Origin of the sequence: Leptotrichia massiliensis (genome assembly GCF_900104625.1) — a bacterium.
Classification (GTDB): Bacteria; Fusobacteriota; Fusobacteriia; order Fusobacteriales; family Leptotrichiaceae; genus Leptotrichia; species Leptotrichia massiliensis.
On the sequence record NZ_FNVZ01000005.1, the window covers coordinates 1049444 to 1068605 of the forward strand.

20 protein-coding genes and 1 tRNA gene are annotated in these 19162 nt (G+C 29.0%); 6 read left to right on the plus strand and 15 right to left on the minus strand.

Translation table 11 applies throughout. From position 1 onward, the window contains the following. Nucleotides 1-30: 30 nt before the first annotated feature. Both mltG and BQ5344_RS09030 read right to left on the minus strand, forming a co-directional pair. Nucleotides 31-981: an endolytic transglycosylase MltG gene (mltG, locus tag BQ5344_RS09025; RefSeq protein ID WP_071125048.1), complete on the minus strand. Its 951-nt coding sequence runs from the start codon at nucleotides 979-981 to the stop codon at nucleotides 31-33. A 145-nt stretch (nucleotides 982-1126) separates the two neighbouring features. Further along, entirely contained in the window at nucleotides 1127-2200 is a 1074-nt protein-coding gene (locus BQ5344_RS09030) for a hypothetical protein (protein ID WP_071125049.1), read from the minus strand. 339 nt (nucleotides 2201-2539) lie between these two features. Between BQ5344_RS09030 and BQ5344_RS09035 the strand changes: the two genes are divergently transcribed. From BQ5344_RS09035 to BQ5344_RS09045, 3 genes are all read left to right on the plus strand, one after another. Continuing rightward, nucleotides 2540-2737 (plus strand): hypothetical protein, encoded by a 198-nt coding sequence (locus tag BQ5344_RS09035; RefSeq protein ID WP_071125050.1) that lies wholly within the window; start codon nucleotides 2540-2542, stop codon nucleotides 2735-2737. A gap of 40 nt (nucleotides 2738-2777) precedes the next feature. Continuing rightward, nucleotides 2778-3275: a hypothetical protein gene (locus BQ5344_RS09040; RefSeq protein WP_071125051.1), complete on the plus strand. Its 498-nt coding sequence runs from the start codon at nucleotides 2778-2780 to the stop codon at nucleotides 3273-3275. Nucleotides 3276-3481: 206 nt separating this feature from the next. Then, the gene (locus BQ5344_RS09045; RefSeq protein WP_071125052.1) at nucleotides 3482-5179 is read left to right on the plus strand and encodes a DEAD/DEAH box helicase; all 1698 of its coding nucleotides are present in this window, start codon (nucleotides 3482-3484) and stop codon (nucleotides 5177-5179) included. Nucleotides 5180-5359: 180 nt separating this feature from the next. On the opposite strand, the gene BQ5344_RS09050 is transcribed toward BQ5344_RS09045, so the two are convergent. The 6 genes from BQ5344_RS09050 to BQ5344_RS09075 form a co-directional block, all read right to left on the minus strand. After that, the gene (locus BQ5344_RS09050) at nucleotides 5360-6112 is read right to left on the minus strand and encodes a DUF4846 domain-containing protein (protein WP_071125529.1); all 753 of its coding nucleotides are present in this window, start codon (nucleotides 6110-6112) and stop codon (nucleotides 5360-5362) included. 159 nt (nucleotides 6113-6271) lie between these two features. After that, nucleotides 6272-7228: a DUF4300 family protein gene (locus BQ5344_RS09055; protein WP_235846143.1), complete on the minus strand. Its 957-nt coding sequence runs from the start codon at nucleotides 7226-7228 to the stop codon at nucleotides 6272-6274. 26 nt (nucleotides 7229-7254) lie between these two features. After that, a complete protein-coding gene (locus tag BQ5344_RS09060; protein ID WP_071125053.1) occupies nucleotides 7255-7794 on the minus strand; it encodes a hypothetical protein in 540 nt (179 codons plus the stop codon). A gap of 185 nt (nucleotides 7795-7979) precedes the next feature. Beyond that, nucleotides 7980-9632, minus strand: coding sequence for a Na/Pi cotransporter family protein (locus BQ5344_RS09065; protein ID WP_021768887.1), 1653 nt, complete (start codon nucleotides 9630-9632; stop codon nucleotides 7980-7982). A gap of 126 nt (nucleotides 9633-9758) precedes the next feature. After that, on the minus strand, nucleotides 9759-10337 hold the full coding sequence (locus BQ5344_RS09070) for a chromate transporter (RefSeq protein WP_071125054.1): 579 nt from the start codon (nucleotides 10335-10337) through the stop codon (nucleotides 9759-9761). Beyond that, nucleotides 10337-10882 (minus strand): chromate transporter, encoded by a 546-nt coding sequence (locus BQ5344_RS09075; RefSeq protein WP_071125055.1) that lies wholly within the window; start codon nucleotides 10880-10882, stop codon nucleotides 10337-10339. The genes BQ5344_RS09070 and BQ5344_RS09075 overlap by 1 nt, the downstream gene beginning before the upstream one ends. Before the next feature lie 240 nt (nucleotides 10883-11122). Between BQ5344_RS09075 and BQ5344_RS09080 the strand changes: the two genes are divergently transcribed. The 3 genes from BQ5344_RS09080 to BQ5344_RS09090 all read left to right on the plus strand — a co-directional run bounded on the left by BQ5344_RS09080 (nucleotide 11123) and on the right by BQ5344_RS09090 (nucleotide 14098). Continuing rightward, the gene (locus BQ5344_RS09080; RefSeq protein WP_021768890.1) at nucleotides 11123-12163 is read left to right on the plus strand and encodes a 2-hydroxyacid dehydrogenase; all 1041 of its coding nucleotides are present in this window, start codon (nucleotides 11123-11125) and stop codon (nucleotides 12161-12163) included. Nucleotides 12164-12375: 212 nt separating this feature from the next. Continuing rightward, a protein-coding gene (gene prfB, locus BQ5344_RS09085; protein WP_205408000.1) for a peptide chain release factor 2 occupies nucleotides 12376-13471 on the plus strand; the annotation gives its coding sequence in 2 pieces (ribosomal slippage) (nucleotides 12376-12447 and nucleotides 12449-13471; 1095 coding nt in all). Nucleotides 13472-13534: 63 nt separating this feature from the next. Then, complete coding sequence (locus BQ5344_RS09090) at nucleotides 13535-14098, plus strand: DNA-3-methyladenine glycosylase I (RefSeq protein ID WP_071125057.1); 564 nt, start codon at nucleotides 13535-13537, stop codon at nucleotides 14096-14098. 35 nt (nucleotides 14099-14133) lie between these two features. Here BQ5344_RS09090 and BQ5344_RS09095 read toward each other — a convergent pair whose 3' ends face one another. The 7 genes from BQ5344_RS09095 to BQ5344_RS09120 form a co-directional block, all read right to left on the minus strand. Continuing rightward, nucleotides 14134-15021: an HD domain-containing protein gene (locus BQ5344_RS09095; RefSeq protein ID WP_071125058.1), complete on the minus strand. Its 888-nt coding sequence runs from the start codon at nucleotides 15019-15021 to the stop codon at nucleotides 14134-14136. An 83-nt stretch (nucleotides 15022-15104) separates the two neighbouring features. Next, complete coding sequence (gene rnmV / locus BQ5344_RS09100; protein ID WP_071125059.1) at nucleotides 15105-15692, minus strand: ribonuclease M5; 588 nt, start codon at nucleotides 15690-15692, stop codon at nucleotides 15105-15107. A gap of 25 nt (nucleotides 15693-15717) precedes the next feature. Continuing rightward, the gene (locus BQ5344_RS09105; protein ID WP_071125060.1) at nucleotides 15718-17202 is read right to left on the minus strand and encodes an aminoacyl-histidine dipeptidase; all 1485 of its coding nucleotides are present in this window, start codon (nucleotides 17200-17202) and stop codon (nucleotides 15718-15720) included. Between the two features lie 85 nt (nucleotides 17203-17287). Beyond that, nucleotides 17288-17437: a hypothetical protein gene (locus BQ5344_RS12305; RefSeq protein WP_021768895.1), complete on the minus strand. Its 150-nt coding sequence runs from the start codon at nucleotides 17435-17437 to the stop codon at nucleotides 17288-17290. Between the two features lie 37 nt (nucleotides 17438-17474). Then, on the minus strand, nucleotides 17475-18185 hold the full coding sequence (gene deoD, locus BQ5344_RS09110) for a purine-nucleoside phosphorylase (protein WP_021768896.1): 711 nt from the start codon (nucleotides 18183-18185) through the stop codon (nucleotides 17475-17477). A 203-nt stretch (nucleotides 18186-18388) separates the two neighbouring features. After that, nucleotides 18389-18465 (minus strand) — tRNA-Lys (locus BQ5344_RS09115). A 235-nt stretch (nucleotides 18466-18700) separates the two neighbouring features. Further along, complete coding sequence (locus BQ5344_RS09120; protein WP_036070480.1) at nucleotides 18701-18886, minus strand: excalibur calcium-binding domain-containing protein; 186 nt, start codon at nucleotides 18884-18886, stop codon at nucleotides 18701-18703. Between the last annotated feature and the right edge of the window lie 276 nt (nucleotides 18887-19162).

Consider the following 19162-nt stretch of genomic DNA (forward strand, 5'->3'; position numbering starts at 1 on the left):
TCCCAAATTTTTATTTTTAAATATCCAAATTTATTTTAATTGACCGCTTTCACGACGTTTTTGTAAATGTTCTTCATGTGTTTTTGAATAATAAGTTTTTCCTTTATGTGTAAAGAAAAACAAATTATCTGTTTTTTCGGCATTCAATACTGCTTTAAAAGTTTCTATTGGTGGATTCCCAATCGGTGTTGGTGGAAGCCCTTTTACCTTGTATGAATTATATGGCGTATTTTGCTGCTTCAATTCATTTCTTGTAGCTTGTCTACCTAACTCATATTTTAAAGTAGCATCTGACTCTAATCTCATTCCAATTTCTAGCCTTTTTAAAAATATTCCTGCAACTTTTGGTTTATCTACTGCATCTGGAACTTCCGCCTCGACAATTGAAGCCATTTTTAAAGTATCATAAAACTTTTGTTTGTCAGGATATTTTTCAGGTGGAAATTTCTTTAAAAATTCAGCAAGAATTGTTTGAATAACTTGTTTTGTCGTTACATTTTCAGAAAAGATATAAGTTTCAGGATAAAAATATCCTTCAAAATTATTATTTTCATGTGGATACGGAAAATCAACTTCACTCAATACTTTATTAATTTCTTCAGTTGTTCCCAACTCCAATGCTTCCATTCTTGCAAATAATTGTTTTGAAGTAAATCCTTCTGGTATTGTCAATTTTACTCCATTAGTTTCACTATTTTTAATTTTTTTTATAATTTCATATTTGGAAAATTTTCCATTAAATTTGTAAGTTCCTACTTTTAGTTTTATATTTCCACCATTTAATTTTAGATAAATTCTATCTATTATTCCATAATTTAGTTTTAAGTCCTCATAAATTTGTGTAAATGTGGTTCCTTTTTTTACATTGATATTAACATTTTTGTACTCTTTTTTTGCAGCAAAAAAATTATAAAAAAGTGCTAGACACATAAATAATATCAAAAATATTACAACATAAAAAATTCTTAGTGTATTCTTCATTTTATTCTCCTAAATATTCAGTATTTTATATTTTGTAGTTATTTTAAATTATTCAAAAAAGTTATTTGCTTTTTTATTTTGAACACTATTATAAAATAACTTTACAAATTTTATTATATAAAAATTTGATAATTAATTATTATACTTAATATTCCTTATTTGTTTCTGTGTCATTACCATTACTTTTAGTTTCATTTTCATTTTTTAAGTCTTTATCCTGAATTTCAATAACTTCTACGTTTTTAGTACCTTCTTTTGTTTCAAACTTTAACATTTGTTCTTTTTTTCTTCTTCGTTCTAGCTCTTTTCTTGCACCAACTGTATCAATCTGAAATACACTCGCAGGATTTTCACTTAATTGTTTTTCCAATTCGTCTGTTTTAGCTTTCAATTCAGCTTTTTTCTTTTCATTTTCTATTTCACGAATATTTTTTATTTTCACATCATAAACAACATTTTTTAAGTTTCTTTTACTTTCTATAATTTTCTCAAATTCTTCCAATTCTTCATTTTCAAGAGAAATTTTTTCATTATTTGGATAACGTGAAAATACTTTTGTAACTCCATTACTATATCTTATAATCATATAACGATAATTTTTATCAAAAAAAACAATTTCATTTTTGTTATTCTTAAAATATTTTTTTTCAACATCCAAATATACGAGTCCTTTTTTTTCTTCTATCCAGGCTCTATGTCTTTCTTCATTCCAATTATTCGTTTTAGGATCAAAATAACTTTTAACAACTAAGTAACCGTTTTCCTGCTGCAAAAAATCATAACGTACATTTCGTAAATCCTTTTCTAAACTATCTTCTGTTTTTAATAGGTACCACGTTCCATAGCTTTTTGAAATTTGGAATTTTATTATTGGATTAACTTTTTCATCTATTTTTTGAATAAAACGTTCAAGCTTATTAGTTTTTTCCAACTTTTTCTGTTTTATTTCTTCTTCGTCATCCTTAATCTGATCCAAAAAAATCAAATCTTTATCTTCATCAGTATCATTTGTATCATTGCTACCTTTTTCAAATTCATTAATATCATCTTTATTAATAATAATATCAATTTTTACAGCTTCGTCCTCAACTTTATTCTTATTAATTGAATTTTTACTTCCATTAGCAAGAATTGTCAACGAAAACAGCCAAAAACAAGTTGCAATATACAGTTTTATCTTTTCATATTGATTAAATTTTTGTTTACTCAAAGCATTCACCTTTTTATCTTCAATTTTTTCAAATTTTATAATTCATTTTATTCTAAAAATAATGCCTGTAATTCTATATTTTTTACAATTAAATTTTCAAGTTTACTTTAAGAATAAGCCAATTTTTATTAATTATATCACACATTTTTTAAATTGCAAATTAAATATTTTTTATATCGTTACTTTTTTATCTTTTAAAACATAGATTAAACAGTTTTCTATTTACTTTTATTTTTTTACATTTTATAATATAAAGATATTGACTTTTTGAATTTCTTGTTGTATAATTATTTTGAAAACAAAAGAAAATAATTTACCGTTTTTAAAATTAGAAAGGAATGATTATTTATGAAAAATTTTTTAAAACTTTTAACAGTTATTTTAGTAATGTCAGCATTTAACAGCTGCACAAGTTTAATGGCACTTGCAGGAAGTGAAAAAGCAGATGCCGAACTACGTAACCGTACTTACAATGAATTAAAAACTTATTGTGCTGTTCAAAACACTTATACTGGGCAATGTTTAAAATGGGAACGAATTGATTAACAAATATTAATTTAATTAAAAAGAAGGTAAGGTAAAGAAAATGAAAAATTTAAAAAAAATTTTATTAGTGTTATTTTTGGCAATTTCACTATTCTCTTTTGCAAGAGGAAACTCACAAGAAACTATCAGATTTGGAAGCAAAATGGTTGGATTTATTACAGTACCAACAAATTGGCATGAATTTGTCGATTCTAATCCAGCTACTCCCTCCACCGCAAAACAAGTATCCATAGATAATACAAACATTATTACTCTGGGTATAGTTAATAATCAAAGTGTCACTCCTGAAGAAATGGCAATATCAAAAGTAGCAAAGTATCTTAATTCAGGAATTCCTGAAGAAAATATTGAAATGAATGATGTTACTTTAAATGGTTATAATGGACAGAGAGTAATTGTTGCTTTTGATGATGGAACAGTATTAGCAATGTACTTTATTAAAGCCAATGGAAAACTTTATTCTTTAACTCAAGAAGGTTATCCGAAATATCAAGCAGAGCTAGCAGAGGTTCTTTCGACTTGGCATCCTAATAGATAAAATATTTTCAATACAGGAACGTTTACTGTTTCTGTATTTTTTTGTTATATTTAGCCTTTATGGTATATTTTTACAAAAAAATATTTTTTTAGATAAATTTAAGTACAAAAATAACAAAAGTGTGGTATAATGATATATACAAAAATTTTTTTAAATAAATAAGTATAAATTAAATTATAAAACGAAAGAAGGTAAATAAAAAAGTAATGCAAAGATTTGAAGATTTTGGATTAAGTACAGAGATGCTTAACGCTTTAAGCAAAAAAGGATTCGAGGAGCCAAGTGAAATACAAAAATTGGTAGTCCCTGAATTATTAAAAGAAAGAACTCACTTGATAGGACAAGCACAGACAGGAACAGGTAAAACTGCAGCATTTGGTATCCCAATTTTGGAAACAATTGAAGCTGACAAAACAGTTAGAGCCTTAATATTAACACCAACAAGAGAACTTGCCAATCAAGTTGCTGATGAAATTTATTCATTGAAAGGAACAAGAGATTTAAAAGTGCTTGCTGTCTATGGTGGTGCATCTATCGAAAATCAGATAAAAAAATTAAAATCTGGAGTAGATATTGTCGTTGGAACACCTGGACGTGTTATGGACTTAATGAGAAAAAAAGTACTAAAAGTTGATAATTTAGATTATTTTGTACTGGATGAAGCCGATGAAATGCTAAATATGGGATTTTTGGAAGATATTGAAGCTATTCTGGAAAAAACTAACGATGAGAAAAAAATGTTATTCTTTTCAGCAACAATTCCTAAAGCAATTATGGCGATTGCCAAAAGATTTATGCCAGAACACAAATTATTAAAAGTTGAGAAAAAAGAACTTACTACTAATTTGACTGAACAAATTTACTATGAGGTAAAACAGGAAGATAAATTTGAAGCTTTATGCAGAGTTCTTGATTATGAACAAGATTTTTATGGAATTGTATTTTGCCGTACAAAATCTGAAGTAGATGATGTTACAAACAAATTAAAGGCTAGGAACTACGATGCAGAGTGTATTCATGGAGATATTACTCAGGCTCTCAGACAAAAGGCACTTGACTTATTCAAAAAGAAAATATTAACTATATTAGTCGCAACAGACGTTGCCGCACGTGGAATTGACGTAAGTAATCTAACACATGTTATCAACTACTCTATCCCTCAAGAAGCTGAATCTTATGTTCACAGAATAGGAAGAACAGGACGTGCTGGACAAAAAGGTGTTGCAATAACATTTGTAACTCCAAGAGAAGCTAGCAAACTTGCTCAAATTAAACGTATCACAAAAACTGACATAAAACGGGAAGACATTCCAAATGTAGAAGAAATTCTTGAGGCAAAAAGAGAAGCATTGGTGGCTTATGTTGATGAAATCATTAAGGAAAATGATTTTGATGCGTATAAAGAACTGGCTGAAAAACTAATGGATGGAAGAGATGCAAAACAAGTCCTTGCTTCTGTATTAAGACATGTTTATGAAGATGAATTCTTACCTGACAATTATAATGAAATTCAAGATGTAAAAGTTAAAATTGATGACAAAACAAGATTATTTATTGCTCTTGGAAGTAAAGATGGTTATAATGTGGGAAGATTGCTTGATTTATTAAATAAAAAAGCAAAAACACCAGGAAGAAAAGTAAAAGATGTTAAAATTATGGACAAATACTCTTTCATAACTGTACCATTACAAGAAGCTCAATTCATAATGAGAGCCTTAAATTCTAAAAAAGATTCAAAACCGCTTGTTGAAGAAGCTACTGGAAATAGAAACGGTGGGGAAAAGTCTGGTAAAAAATCAGACAAAAGAAAAGATAGAAAAGGAAGAAAAAAATCTTCTGATAAAAAATTATCAAAAGGGTCAAAAGCAAAAAAAGACAAAAAAACAAGAAAAGTAAAAAAATAATCTAAATTATTTAATTTCTTAAACAAAAAAACTCGGAAAATAATATTTATCTTCTGAGTTTTTTATTTTATATATTCAAACTATTCTATCAATTTTATTCAAATTAATCTTAATTTTAAAAGTATACTCATAGCCTTTAAGTTCCATTTTAAAGTAGTTTTACTATGCATTTTATAATAACTAAAATTTCCTTAATTTTTCTATCGGAAATTTCCATTCAGGCGTTACAAGTACATCTTTCCCTTTCAATGAATACCATACTCCATCATTATCAGGATTTATCAAAATTTGAGTCTGCTGTGCAGGCATGTACGATTGGGCAAGCATAAATATTTTTTCCCCTTTCTCGTTTTCTGCCATATCCACTACAATAACAGCGTGTCCTGGACTGCCACCCATAATAAACACATCTCCAATTTTCATATTTTCGATTTTTTGCGGTGTCATTTCCTTTTCAAGGGATAATGTTCCTGCATATCCAAAAACAATATTCATAAAGTTTCTAAAGTCCTTGTATGTGTTAGATGGAGCAGATTTTTTATAGTAACTTCCTTTCCCACTAGGATTTATCCGATAACCTTGTATCCATTTAGAATACTGTGCATTAAATCCTGTTACAAAGTTAAAATTAATTTTATCATATTCTTTTTTACCATAAAAATATTCCGCACGTAAAAGCATTATTGCATCAGCACATTGATGTAAATCCCTGTCACCTATTTCCACATCAAATACACTATCATAAATCCCTTCACTCTGTTTATAATTTCCATTAAAATACTGCACTTTTTCTCCATAAGGCTTTAATTTCTGATTTCTTAAAAATTCAGCAAAACTGCCTTTTTCTACCACTACTCTTTTATATCCTTGCGGAACACCATATCTTGCTTGCAGTGTCATTTTCTCTGGATTTATTAATTTTTCAGATTTCATATTATTTTCTGAATTTATTTCTTTAGAATTATTTTTCACTTCATTACTACAAGCAAATTGAAAAACTACAAATAAACTTATTCCAGCAAATAATTTCCATGATTTTTTTCTTGTAAAAAAAAGCATTGTTAGATACTCCTCTTAAAATATTTTAAATAATTATTTATTATTATTTGGATTCCCCCTGTAGCCCTTTAGCAATTCATCGTTTTCCATAATAAATGGCTTCGCAGTCTGTTGTCCCCATGCAGTATCGTATTTGTTCATAAGATAATCATTCAGTTCTGTTCGATTATTAAATTTTAATACTTGATAAGGCTGTTGAAAAGCTAGTTTTTCAATAAATATAAGTTTCCCATTGTTTTCTGGAACAAGAACTCCAACATGTCCAATAAATAAAATATTTTCTTCAGGTTCATCATTAAAATGAAAAAACACAGAAATCATTGATATTTTACTATTTTTATCAAATGTAACTCCTCGCTCTTTCCACACATTTTTAACATTTTCAACGTGAATATTTACATCTTTAGTAGCCTTTGTCGGAATTTCTGAAAATAAATTTACAAATCTATCCTTTTCATTTTGTGAAAATAATTCAAATGGTACATTTTTTAGTGACTCCATATCCATAAAAAGCATTTCTCCTGTTTTTACAACTGGTTTTTCTACTTTTACGTAATCTTTCATAAATGTAAATGCTGTTATCCGGCAATTAAAGCCTGGAAAATTCTTATTTTTTTTATCCCAAATTTGCTGGATAGCCACTTCATCATAAGTTGGATTTATATTTTCAGAATTAACAAAGCCTTCTTTTATAAGCCCTTTATTTTGAGTTGCTTCATTATAATAATTTACACTTTTGAAAAAAAGATTTATATTGCTAGGATTAACTCCAGAATTTTTTAATATTTCCTGTACTTCGTTTTGTACTTTTTCATCTGCTAAATTTGAATAAGTTATGTTTTTTAAATAACCAGTATCTTTTGATACGTTATTTTTATCTTTATTTTCTGTTAAATTAGATTTATTTATCTGTGTATCATTTTTATTTGAACAACTGATTATTACCATCAGTAAACTTATTAGTACTACTAATTTTCTCATTTTTATCATTCTTACAAAAAACTCCCATCTTAATTTTATTTACCATTCACATTAAAGCTTTTACTACCTATAAAATAATTATTATTATCTTGCGAAACAGATATTTTAACACTATCCAAGTCTGTTTGTGCAACAATATTATTATTTTCGCCATCTTCAGCCAATTCTACGTAAAGATATTTCCCATTTCCTTCTTTTCCATTTTCATCAATTTTATCACTCGCATATATCTTGGAAACTTCTCTATTTACTTTTGTTTCAGTTGTATTTGCTAAAGGTTCGTCTTCTAGATCGCCTATATTTTTTTTGGCAATACTCTTTTGAGTAACAGTAACTGCATTTTTTGATAATTTCTCATTTTTTATTGTTTTATCAAACTCAATAATTACAGCCTTTACTTTTTTTCCTGAACCTTTTTTTTCAGTTACTGCTGTTACATTTTTTATGTTATCTACACTCAAATTTTCGTTATCTGAAATTTTTATATCAATATGATTATCATTACTTTCTGTCAAAATTACAAGTCCAACTAACATAATTAGAGCTCCAAGTATTATATTTCCAATCTTTCTCATAGTTAATCATCCTCCTTTTTCATAACTATTTTAATTAAATTTATAATTTTTGAATACTTCCACAATTATATTATACACCTTATTCTTGTAAAATTTTAGTCTTTTTCCTTAAAAAATCCTGTAATTTTTCCCCAAAATTTAACCTTTTAAAAAAATAGGCTATCGCTAGCCTATTCTCATATACTTTAATTTGCCTTATTTTCAATCATTTTTTCAACTAAGTTTCTGGCATGGTCTCCAATTCTTGTGAAATGTGATACAACATCTATGTAGTAAAGTCCTGCTTTTACATCGCATTCCTGTTTACTTACACGGCTTATATGCGCTTTTCTCACTTCTTTTTCCTTTGTGTAAAGTTTGTTGTGCAAATCTACTACTATAAAGGCTTTTTCTGTGTCATTATTTCTTAGTGCCTCTTCAGCCGTTTCAATAATTTGTTTTGAAATTAGGAACAATTTTTGTATTTCTTCATGAGCTATTTCTGTAAATACCAATTTTTTCTTAATTTCATATCTGGTGTCTCTTACAATTCCAACTGCATGATCCCCTATACGTTCTACATCACGGCACATATCAAGATACATGCTGATTTCTTCTCCATCTTTTTCAGTTATATGTTCCTGTGATAATGAAGTTAAGTATTTTGTAATTTCCTGATCAATATTATTTATTGCTTCCTCTGTTTTGTCAACTCTTTCTGCAGTTTTCTCGTTATGATCATGGAAAAATTCAACTGATCTTTCCAAGTTTTTTAATGCAATTGAAATCATCGAAAGCATTTCCTGTTTTACTTGTCCCAATGCAATTGAAGGAGTGTATATCAATGCAGCGTCCAAATATCTTGGTTTGTGTTCAACTTTATCCTCTTCTTTTTCTTTAATTATTTTGACAACAATATATTCGAGTACTCCAATAAATGGAAATAGCAAAATTGTTGTCATAGCGTTAAAAGAACCATGTGCAAATGCTATTGTTACTTTTGGATTCAAATGAAAAAACTGAGCCATTTTTTCCACAAACATCGAAAATGGCGATAAGAAAATCATAAAAATAATTGTTCCTATAACATTGAACATTGTATGTGATAAAGCAAGTCTTTTTGCTGAAGTATTTGCTCCAATTACTGCAATTATTGCTGTTATAGTTGTTCCGATGTTATCCCCAAAAAGTACAGGCAATGCCGCTTTTAACGTTATAAGATTTTCTTGATACACATTTTGTAAAATACTAATTGTGGCACTTGAAGCCTGAACTAGCATTGTAATTATTGTACCGATGAATACTCCTAAAACTGGACTGTTACTTAATTTTATTGTTAATTCTGTAAATGCTGGTAAATGTTTAAGTGGCTCCATTGCACTTGACATCAATGTCAATGCAAAAAATATTCCCCCAAAACCAAATAAAATTCTACCTAAATTATTTATGAAATTATGTTTTACGAAAAATAGGCACGCTGCTCCTAAAAACAATATCGGTAATGCATAATGCGTAATATTAAATCCAATTATGAAAGTTGTAATCGTTGTACCAATATTTGCTCCCATAATAATTCCGATTGCCTGTCTTAAAGTTAGAAGTCCTGCTCCAACTAAACCTATAGTAATAACTGATGTTCCTGAACTTGACTGTATCAAAGCCGTTACAAAAATTCCAACTAGAACTCCCAAAAACGGAGAAGTTGTATATTTATCCAAAATATATCTAAGTCTATCTCCAGCAGCCATTTGCAGTCCGTCCCCCATGTACTTTATACAAAATAGGAACAATCCTAATCCACCTAAGAATCCAAAAGCCATCTGCTGATAGTTAATTGTACTGACTGTTACTGCGTTCATCAAATCAATCCTCTCTTAAATCTTAAATTTTTAATTTACTTAATTTCTTCTTCAATTATACTTATATCATATTTTTCTCAAATTTGCTATATTTTTTTACTAGGAAAATAGAAATAAAATTATTAATTAAAATTTAAACGCTATTCCAATAATAGCTGCAATTAAAATTAACACAATCGGATGTAAATCAAATTTTTTCATTATTCCAAAAATAATCAGTGCTAGAATTATTGACTTATAATTTAATACATCAATTAAATTCTGAGTAATTTTATATTTTGGTAAATTTAAAAGTGTTATTTTAGCTACTCCTAAACCTGCGGCTACAATAAGACCTGTTGATGCGGGACGTAATCCATAAAAGATTTTTTGCACTAATGCAGCTTCTTTAAATTTTGTCAATGCTTTTGAAATTGCAATTATTATAATCACTGATGGAAGTACTATTGCTGTTGGAGCTAATATCGCACCAATTAATCCTGATACTGAAAAACCAACATAAGTTACCATATTTATTCCCATTGGACCAGGAGTAGATTGGGAAATTGCAATCATATTTGATACATCTCCTGCTGTGTACCAGCCAGTTCTTTTTCCAATATCATACAAAAACGGAAGTGTAGCAAGCCCTCCACCTACTGCAAATAAACCAGTTTTAAAAAATTCATACGATAACTCAAATAATTTAATTAGTTCTATTTTCATTATTTAATCCCCTTTTTTACAAAATTTTTTATAAGAATACCAGAAATTCCCGCAAGAACTACAATTAAAGCTGGAGATACCCAATTTGTAACTGATAAAACAATTACCATAATAAAAATTACAAGGCAAAACTTATCAACTACTGAATTTTTTGCGATTTTTCTCACTGCTTCAAAAATTAATACACAAACACAGGCTCTAACTCCATTAAAAGCATACTGAACTGGCTTATAATTCGCAAAGTTTTTCAAAAATGCAGCAATTACTATAATAATAATTATTGACGGAAACACCATACCTGCTGTAGCAACAATTCCTCCTATAATTCCCTTTGTCTTATGTCCGACAAACGTAGCTGTGTTTACAGCTATTATGCCAGGTGTAACTTGTCCAATTGCCAAATAATCCATAATTTCATCTTCTTTAGCCCATTTATGTTTTTCTGCTATTTCTTTTTGTAGCATAGGCAACATTGCATATCCACCACCAAAGGTAAATAATCCTATTTTTGCAAATACAAAAAATAATTCAATTAAATCTTTCATGATTTTTTTTATCTTTTTTCAATTTTTTATCATATAAAGATAACCTCTCCTTTCATTTTTACTCTCTCATAAAAAGTTTTAACATATTTTATTTATTTTTTTTACTTCTTTACTTTTTTAGAATCACTTTATAGAAAACTTTTTAAAAATAATAAAAATCTTGTAAAATCATTTGACTTAGCCTAATTTTTTTTGCTATAATGAATATAATATGATAATAAATTTTAGGAGGAATGTAAAATGAAAATTGTAGTTTTCGATGCAAAACCTTATGATATTGAATTTTTTGATAAATGGAATGAAACATTTGGGGCAAACATTACATATTTTGAAGAAAAATTAAGTCTAAAAAATGTAATGCTTACAAAATATCAGGATGTAGTCTGTACATTTGTAAATGATGATTTAAATGCAAAGGTACTAAATATACTTGCAAAAAATGGAGTTAGGGTTGTTGCCGCAAGATGTGCTGGCTATAACAACATTGACTTAAAGGCTGCACGTGAAAACAGAATCACTGTTTTAAGAGTACCTGCCTATTCGCCATTTGCCGTTGCTGAACATTCACTAGCTCTTCTTATGTCAGTAAACAGAAAAACTCACAAAGCCTATAACAGAACAAGGGAAGGTAACTTTAGTTTAGCAGGATTAACTGGAATGGATTTAAACGGAAAAACTGCTGGAATTATAGGAACTGGTAGAATCGCAAGAATTTTTATAAAAATTTTAAATGGACTAGGAATGAAAGTTATTGGTTATGATAAATTTCCTAATGAACAAGCCGCAAAAGAAGAAAACTTCACTTATGTAACATTAGATGAAATATTTGCAAATTCTGACGTGATTTCATTACATTGCCCATTATTCCCTGAAACAAGACACACAATTAACAAAGAAACTATTGCTAAAATGAAAGATGGCGTTATTATCATCAATGCCGCCAGAGGTGGATTAATTGATACCGAAGCTCTCGTTGAAGGATTAAAAGACAAAAAAATCGGCGGAGCAGGACTTGATGTTTATGAAAATGAAAGCAGCTATTTCTTTGAAGATGAATCAGCAAGCGTGCTGGAAGATGATTTGCTAGCTAGATTATTATCATTCAACAACGTCGTTTTGACTTCTCACCAGGCATTCTTAACAAAAGAAGCATTAGATAACATTGCTGAAGCTACATTTAACAACATCTTATCATACGTAAAAGAGGAAACTTTACAAAATGAAGTTTGGTATGACGAAGAAAACAATAAAGTTGTTGAAGGTGTCAGAGTTCAAAAATAATTATTATCTAAAATTTTTACTTTTAAAAACTTATAAAGGGGCTGTTTTAAAAGGCAGCTTCTTTTAATATTTTCCAAAAAAATACAAAATCTAAATTTAAAAGATTTTTTGTATTGAAAACTTATTTAATAGTTATTTTCTTTTTTTCTAAAAAAAATTTTACTTTAGAATCAAAAAAGTTAGCAAAATAATATAAAGAAAGGTTTAAAAATATGGATTTATTTGAAATAAAAAAACAAAACGAAATAAATGAAATTAATATTGGAGAAATCAGGAGGCATCTTTGACATTGAAAATTTAAAAAATGAAATTGATAATTTGGAGAAAAAGACGTTTGAGGCAGATTTCTGGAATAGCGAGAACAGTCAGGAAATATTAAAGACTATTAGTGCAAAGAAAAAGCTCCTTGAGGAATACAGCAGTTTAAACGGTCTTTTTGAAGATGTTTCTACCATTATTGAGTTTATTGAGATGGGGGACAATTCGTTTGAAAATGAACTTGAGCAAAAAGCACAGGATTTGAAGAACGAAATTGATAATTTTAAGACAAAATTACTTCTGGATGAGGAATACGACATGAATAATGCAATTCTTACGATAAATTCGGGGGCTGGTGGAACTGAGGCATGTGACTGGGCTGAAATGCTTTACAGAATGTACGACAGATGGGCAAATCGGCATGATTTCAAAGTTGAAATCCTTGACAGCCTCGCTGGAGAAGAAGCTGGAATAAAAAGTGTAACATTAAATATAAAAGGAAATTACGCTTATGGATATTTAAAAGGAGAAAAAGGCGTTCACAGACTTGTCAGAATTTCTCCATTTGACTCTAATGCTAGAAGGCATACTTCATTTGCTGCAGTTAATGTTACTCCAGAAATAGAAGATGATGTTCAAATTGATATTCGTACAGAAGACTTGAAAATTGATACTTACAGGGCAAGCGGTGCAGGAGGGCAGCACGTAAACACAACAGATTCAGCCGTTAGAATTACTCATATTCCAACAAATATCGTAGTTACATGCCAAAATGAACGTTCACAGCTAAAAAACCGTGAAACTGCAATGAAAATATTAAAATCTAAATTATTCGAGCTGGAGCTGGAAAAGCGTGAAAAAGAAATGGCTGAACTAAAAGGAACCGAATCAAAAATCGAATGGGGAAGCCAAATCCGTTCGTATGTCTTCCAGCCTTATAAAATGGTAAAAGATCACAGAACAAAGGCAGAAGAGGGAAACGTTGAAAAGGTTATGGATGGAGATATTGACTTGTTTATAAATGAATATTTAAAATACGCTAAATCCTAATAACATGTTTAAAATTTAAAATAATTTTACTTATAATAACTAAAAAATTGAAAGGATTAGAATATGAAAAAAACTAGATGTCCATGGGCAAAATCTGAAAATGACATTGTCTATCATGATACTGAATGGGGAGTGCCTTCCCACGATGATAATTATCTTTTTGAAATGCTAATATTGGAAGGCTTTCAGGCAGGACTTAGCTGGAATCTTATTTTGAATAAAAGAGAAAATTTTAGAAAGGCTTTTGATAATTTTGATTATAAAAAAATTGCAAAATATGATGAAACTAAGTTGGCTGAACTGGCTCAAAATGATGGAATTGTGAGAAATAAATTAAAAATAGCCGCTTCTATTAAAAACGCCCTTGCATTTATGGAAGTACAAAAGGAATTTGGCTCATTTGACAAGTACATTTGGAATTTTACAGATAACAAGCAAATTATTAATAACTGGAAAGAGATAGCAGAAGCTCCTGCTACTACAGAATTATCTGATAAAATCAGTAAAGATTTGAAAAAACGTGGCTTTAAATTTGTTGGCTCTACAATCGTTTATTCTTTCTTACAGGCAATCGGAATAGTTGATGACCATTTAATTAGTTGTCCTTACAAAAAAGTATCTAAATAATTATTTACAAAATTTTGTAAAATAAATTTTATATTTTATTTGATTTCAGAGATCCTTTTTATTTCGTTATTTACGAGTATATAAGGATCTATATGTCTTTTTTTTACTTTTATTTTTTCTTTCATCAATAAAAATTCATCATATTTTTTCTTATTTATTATATCTTCCAGCTCTTTCTTCTTGGATGAAAAATTTATTTTTCTCAATATATATTCGTCTGTAAAATTAAAATCTTGAAGCTGAATAATTTCTTCATTCAAGGCTGAAATCAGTAAATTGCATAACATCGTATTTATATACATATTTAAAGGATTTTGAAAATATTCTACCACTTCCTGAAAATATAATTTCTGAAACCATTTTCCAATTTTTAAAGAATTAAAACATAACTTATTTTGATATACTGTTAAATGATTAACTATTTCTCTTACTTCTTTAAGTGAAATTTTTTTCTGCCTAAACAAGTCTCTCAAAGTGTAATCTATTCTGTCAAAGGATAATTCAGGCAACTCATTATCTAAAAAACTATAATTTTTTGACATTATTCTTTTTATATTTAAATTATATTTTCCTAAAATACTTGACAACTCTTCATCATTTAAAAAATCTTCCTGAATTTTTTCGTGATAATCTTCATTTTCATTTTTTAAGACATAATCAATTACATGGGAAAAAGCTGTATGTGAAATATCATGTAAAAGGGCTTTTATTTGTTCTTCAATATTTCCATTAAATTTTAAAGATAATATCATTGTTTCTATTGAATGTTCGTATCTGTTTACATTCCATAATTCATTAACCAGATATCCACTACCAGATTGATAGATATTTTTTAATCTTTTAAAAATTCTTGTGTCTATTATTTCATAGATAACATCGTCTACATAACATTCTCCATATAGTTCATCATTAACCTTATACATTTTTTATATCCTTTTTTATTATCTAAACTTATATTTTTTCAATTAACAAATTACAACCTTAAACACAGATTTTTTTAAATTTTTTATTCTACACCAGCCTTATTTATTTCTTCAATAGCTTCCTCAAACTGTTCTTTTGAAATATTAAATGAATTAAGAGCCTTTAAAAGCTGTTTGGCATTATAATAGCCAATTTTTAAAATATCTCCAAGCATTATTCTACGTTCTTTTGCATTACTTCCAGAAATAAGTCCATTATCTATCAAGTCACTAATATCAAACCTATTTTCAATATCTTGATTAGCTGTAACAACATTTTTCAAAGCCTCTAAAATTACTTTGTCATTGGCATTTTCAACTCCTATATTATCATTTTTAGTTGCATCCTTTTGACTTACAAAAGCATGCTTTATATTTGGAATATATCTTTTTAATGTATCACGAATTTTTTTTCCTGCAAAATCAGGATCTGTAAATAAAATTAAATCATTAGTTTTTGACAATTCAATCATTTTATTTATTGTTTTTTTAGATAATGCGGAGAAGCCGTTTAAGGCGATAATATGTGCATCTACAACTCGTTTTATGGCTGTTATGTCATCTCGCCCTTCAACCACTATAATTTCATTTATTTTTAGTTTTTTTTTTTGTTTATTTGGCTCTTTTTTCATTTAATATTCCTTTTGTTTTTATTTTTTATTTAATGTTATAATCTTCCATAACTTTTAGCAATAATTCCCAAGTTTTTCCAACTGAATCTATTTCCATTCTTTCTTCAGGAGTGTGAGCACCGTAAATATTAGGCCCAATTGAAACAATATCAACATTTTTCATATTATTATCAAAAATTCCGCATTCAAGTCCAGCGTGAATTGCCTTAATTTCAGGATCTTTTCCTGTTATTTTTTTAAATGAGTTTACAACTATTTCACGAATCTTTGAATCTTTTCGGTATTCCCAAGATGGATACGGAGAATTTACTTTTATTGCCACTCCGTATTTTTCAGAAAGTTCCTTCACATCATTTAGTAATTTTTCAAGTGATTTATTTACTGAACTTCTTGGCAATGCCTGAATTTTTATAACAATTTTTCCATCTTTATTTTCAGTTTTTATAACTCCCAGATTTATTGAAGTTTCCACAAGTCCCTCGATATCTTTGCTCATTGAGATAACTCCATTTGGAAATTCGTGGAAAAATGAAATAACGGCATTTGTGTTGGAAATTGATAATTTCCCTTGATTTTTTAGTTCCTCTTTCTTAACTTCCTTCACTTCAATAACTGGATTTTTATCAATAATTTTAAAATCCTTTATTATATTTTCAAAAGCAAGGTTTGCTAATTTTTCAAAATCACTGACTTTTTCATCTTCAAGTTTCACAGCTAGCAACGCCACAGCCTCTCTCGGTATTGCATTAGTTTTTTCTCCACCGTCAATGTCCATTATTGCAAGAGTGTATTTTTTATTTAAATGATTCAGAACTTCTGCCAAAATTTTATTTGAATTTCCTAATCCTAAATGAATTTCAGCACCTGAATGCCCACCTAGAAGCCCTTTCACATCAATACTTATAACAGTATCATCCTCTTCTAGTTTTTCAGCATCAAAGTTAAACTCATTAAAAATTCTCGCCCCACCTGCACTACTCACATAAACTTGTCCGTATTCTTCAGTATCCAAATTTATAAGTGTATTTCCAGAAAAAATTCCAAAGTCAAGGTTATTAACTCCGCTCATTCCGTCTTCTTCGTCAGTTGTGATAATAATTTCAAGTGCCGGATGTTTCAAGTCATTGCTGTCAAGTATCGCAAGTGCATAAGCCACAGCAATTCCATTATCTGCGCCAAGTGTTGTTCCATTTGCCTTTAAGTATCCATCTTCCACAACAAGTTCAATTCCTTGTGTTTCAAAATCAAATTGTGTATTTTTATTTTTTTCCCAAACCATATCCATATGTCCTTGCAGGATAAGTGGTGAATATTGCTCATATCCAGCTGTTGCAGGCTTTCTTATTAATACATTCAATGCCTTGTCCTGAATAACTTCCAGATTTCTTTCATTTGCAAATTCAACAATCCAGTCACTAATCTTTTTTTCTTTTCTTGAACCTCTTGGTATTTTTGAAATTTCACTAAAATAGTGAAAAACTTTTTCAGGATATAGATTTTCTATTTTCATTTTATTTTCCTTTCTTTTAGTTTAAATTAACAACAAGGGGATAATCCCCTTGTCTCAAAGATAAAGATTTATTAAATATCTTTATTTATAAAATATTTTCCAGTAATTCTTCAAGTTCTGACATTTCTCTCTGTGTCAAGTCATACCCGCTTTTTAACTTTTTCAAAATTCTATTTTCAGAACCAACTGAACTACGTTCTAAAACTTTTATAACTAATCTTTTGTAAAATTCCACTAATTTTTTCTCCCTTTAGTTATTTTCTTTAATTATTTTAAAGCTGTAATGCTGTTTCTAAAGCCACTTCTATCATTTCATTGAAAGTTGTTTGTCTTTCCTCAGCACTTGTTACCTCATGAGTAATGAATGAATCACTAATTGTAAGCAATGTCAAGGCATTTACCCCTAATTTTGCTGCAGTTGTATAAAGTTGTGCTGTTTCCATTTCCACACATAATACTCCAAATTCAGCCCATTTTTTCCAAGCATTAGGATCATCTCCATAGAAAGTATCACTTGTAAATACATTTCCAGCCTTTACATTCAATCCTTTTGCCTTAGCAATTTCATAAGCCTTGAAAACTAAATCTGAACTTGCTGTAGGTGCATAATCCGCTCCATTAAATCTTAATTTGTTAATAGCTGAATCAGTTGAAGCTGACATTGCAATAACAACATCCCTAATTTTTACATCTTCCTGATAAGAACCAGCTGTTCCAATTCTAATCAAATTCTTTACTCCAAACTCAGTTATCAGTTCATGTGAATAAATCCCAATTGAAGGCACTCCCATTCCAGTTCCTTGCACAGATACTTTTTTCCCTTTATAAGTTCCAGTAAATCCTAGCATTCCTCTAACATTATTATACTGAACAACGTCTTCCAAAAATGTTTCTGCAATATATTTTGCTCTAAGCGGGTCTCCTGGCAATAGTATAGTTTCTGCAACATCTCCTCTATTTGCTCCAATATGCGGTGTTCCCATTACATTACCTCCTAAATTTTATAATTTATTTTTATATCTTCTAAAAACTTTTTCTTACTATAATTGTACTTCACTTTTTGAAATTATTCAAGGGCTTTATTTTGTTTTTTTTTTGATATTTCTTCTATTTCTAAGTTTCTAATATTAAAACAAAAAAATAAGAGCCTAAAAAACTCTTATCACTAATATTCTATAGAAGATGATGGTGGGACTGGTGGGGATCGAACCCACAACCTACCGATTAAGAGTCGGTTGCTCTGACCAGTTGAGCTACAGTCCCATTATATAACTAATTTAACAATCCTTAAGTATAATAACATAATTTTTTCAATTTGTCAATTTAATATTTAATTTCTTTTATATTTTGTTGTATAGATGTCAAACATTTGTTACAAAAATATATATAAAAATGTTCCTTTCAATTTTTTTCTTTAATAGTTTATCTGTTTCATTCCTATCATCTGCTAATTTCAAAAAAAGAGTTATCCCAATCAAGAAACAACTCTACATTTAATTTATTTACTTTCACAAGCTATACCATCTTTATCCCTGTCTAAATGTTTTGCATATCCTGGCTCGCCTTTTTTTATATTTTTGTAGCCTTTTGAGCGTGCTTCCTTACAATTCTTGAAATACAACGTTTCCGAAAATGTATTTGCACTAACAAATACCAATGTCAATATCACAAAAATTTTTTTCATTTTGGTTTCCTCCATTTTTTATATTTGTAAACCAAAATTAACCCTATAAAATCTGTTTTACTCCCCTTCGATATTGGGGTGGTCTATATCGAAACAGGCACATCTCTCGAAGGCAACCGCTTAGGTTTTAGTCCCCTTCGATATTGGGGTGGTCTATATCCTTTCAACTTCCGATGGATTTCCACCATTTAGTTTTAGTCCCCTTTGATATTGGGGTGGTCTATATCCATAATGCCTTTTCAATAGTACAAACAGAAAAGTTTTAGTCCCCTTCGA

Bases quoted from the DNA above. Each gene is read 5' to 3' on its own strand.
- mltG (WP_071125048.1), bottom strand. From the start codon at position 981: ATGAAGAATACACTAAGAATTTTTTATGTTGTAATATTTTTGATATTA.
- BQ5344_RS09035 (WP_071125050.1), top strand. From the start codon at position 2,540: ATGAAAAATTTTTTAAAACTTTTAACAGTTATTTTAGTAATGTCAGCA.
- BQ5344_RS09040 (WP_071125051.1), top strand. From the start codon at position 2,778: ATGAAAAATTTAAAAAAAATTTTATTAGTGTTATTTTTGGCAATTTCA.
- BQ5344_RS09045 (WP_071125052.1), top strand. From the start codon at position 3,482: ATGCAAAGATTTGAAGATTTTGGATTAAGTACAGAGATGCTTAACGCT.
- BQ5344_RS09050 (WP_071125529.1), bottom strand. From the start codon at position 6,112: ATGAAATCTGAAAAATTAATAAATCCAGAGAAAATGACACTGCAAGCA.
- BQ5344_RS09055 (WP_235846143.1), bottom strand. From the start codon at position 7,228: ATGATAAAAATGAGAAAATTAGTAGTACTAATAAGTTTACTGATGGTA.
- BQ5344_RS09060 (WP_071125053.1), bottom strand. From the start codon at position 7,794: ATGAGAAAGATTGGAAATATAATACTTGGAGCTCTAATTATGTTAGTT.
- BQ5344_RS09065 (WP_021768887.1), bottom strand. From the start codon at position 9,632: ATGAACGCAGTAACAGTCAGTACAATTAACTATCAGCAGATGGCTTTT.
- BQ5344_RS09070 (WP_071125054.1), bottom strand. From the start codon at position 10,337: ATGAAAATAGAACTAATTAAATTATTTGAGTTATCGTATGAATTTTTT.
- BQ5344_RS09075 (WP_071125055.1), bottom strand. From the start codon at position 10,882: ATGAAAGATTTAATTGAATTATTTTTTGTATTTGCAAAAATAGGATTA.
- BQ5344_RS09080 (WP_021768890.1), top strand. From the start codon at position 11,123: ATGAAAATTGTAGTTTTCGATGCAAAACCTTATGATATTGAATTTTTT.
- BQ5344_RS09090 (WP_071125057.1), top strand. From the start codon at position 13,535: ATGAAAAAAACTAGATGTCCATGGGCAAAATCTGAAAATGACATTGTC.
- BQ5344_RS09095 (WP_071125058.1), bottom strand. From the start codon at position 15,021: ATGTATAAGGTTAATGATGAACTATATGGAGAATGTTATGTAGACGAT.
- rnmV (WP_071125059.1), bottom strand. From the start codon at position 15,692: ATGAAAAAAGAGCCAAATAAACAAAAAAAAAAACTAAAAATAAATGAA.
- BQ5344_RS09105 (WP_071125060.1), bottom strand. From the start codon at position 17,202: ATGAAAATAGAAAATCTATATCCTGAAAAAGTTTTTCACTATTTTAGT.
- deoD (WP_021768896.1), bottom strand. From the start codon at position 18,185: ATGGGAACACCGCATATTGGAGCAAATAGAGGAGATGTTGCAGAAACT.
- BQ5344_RS09120 (WP_036070480.1), bottom strand. From the start codon at position 18,886: ATGAAAAAAATTTTTGTGATATTGACATTGGTATTTGTTAGTGCAAAT.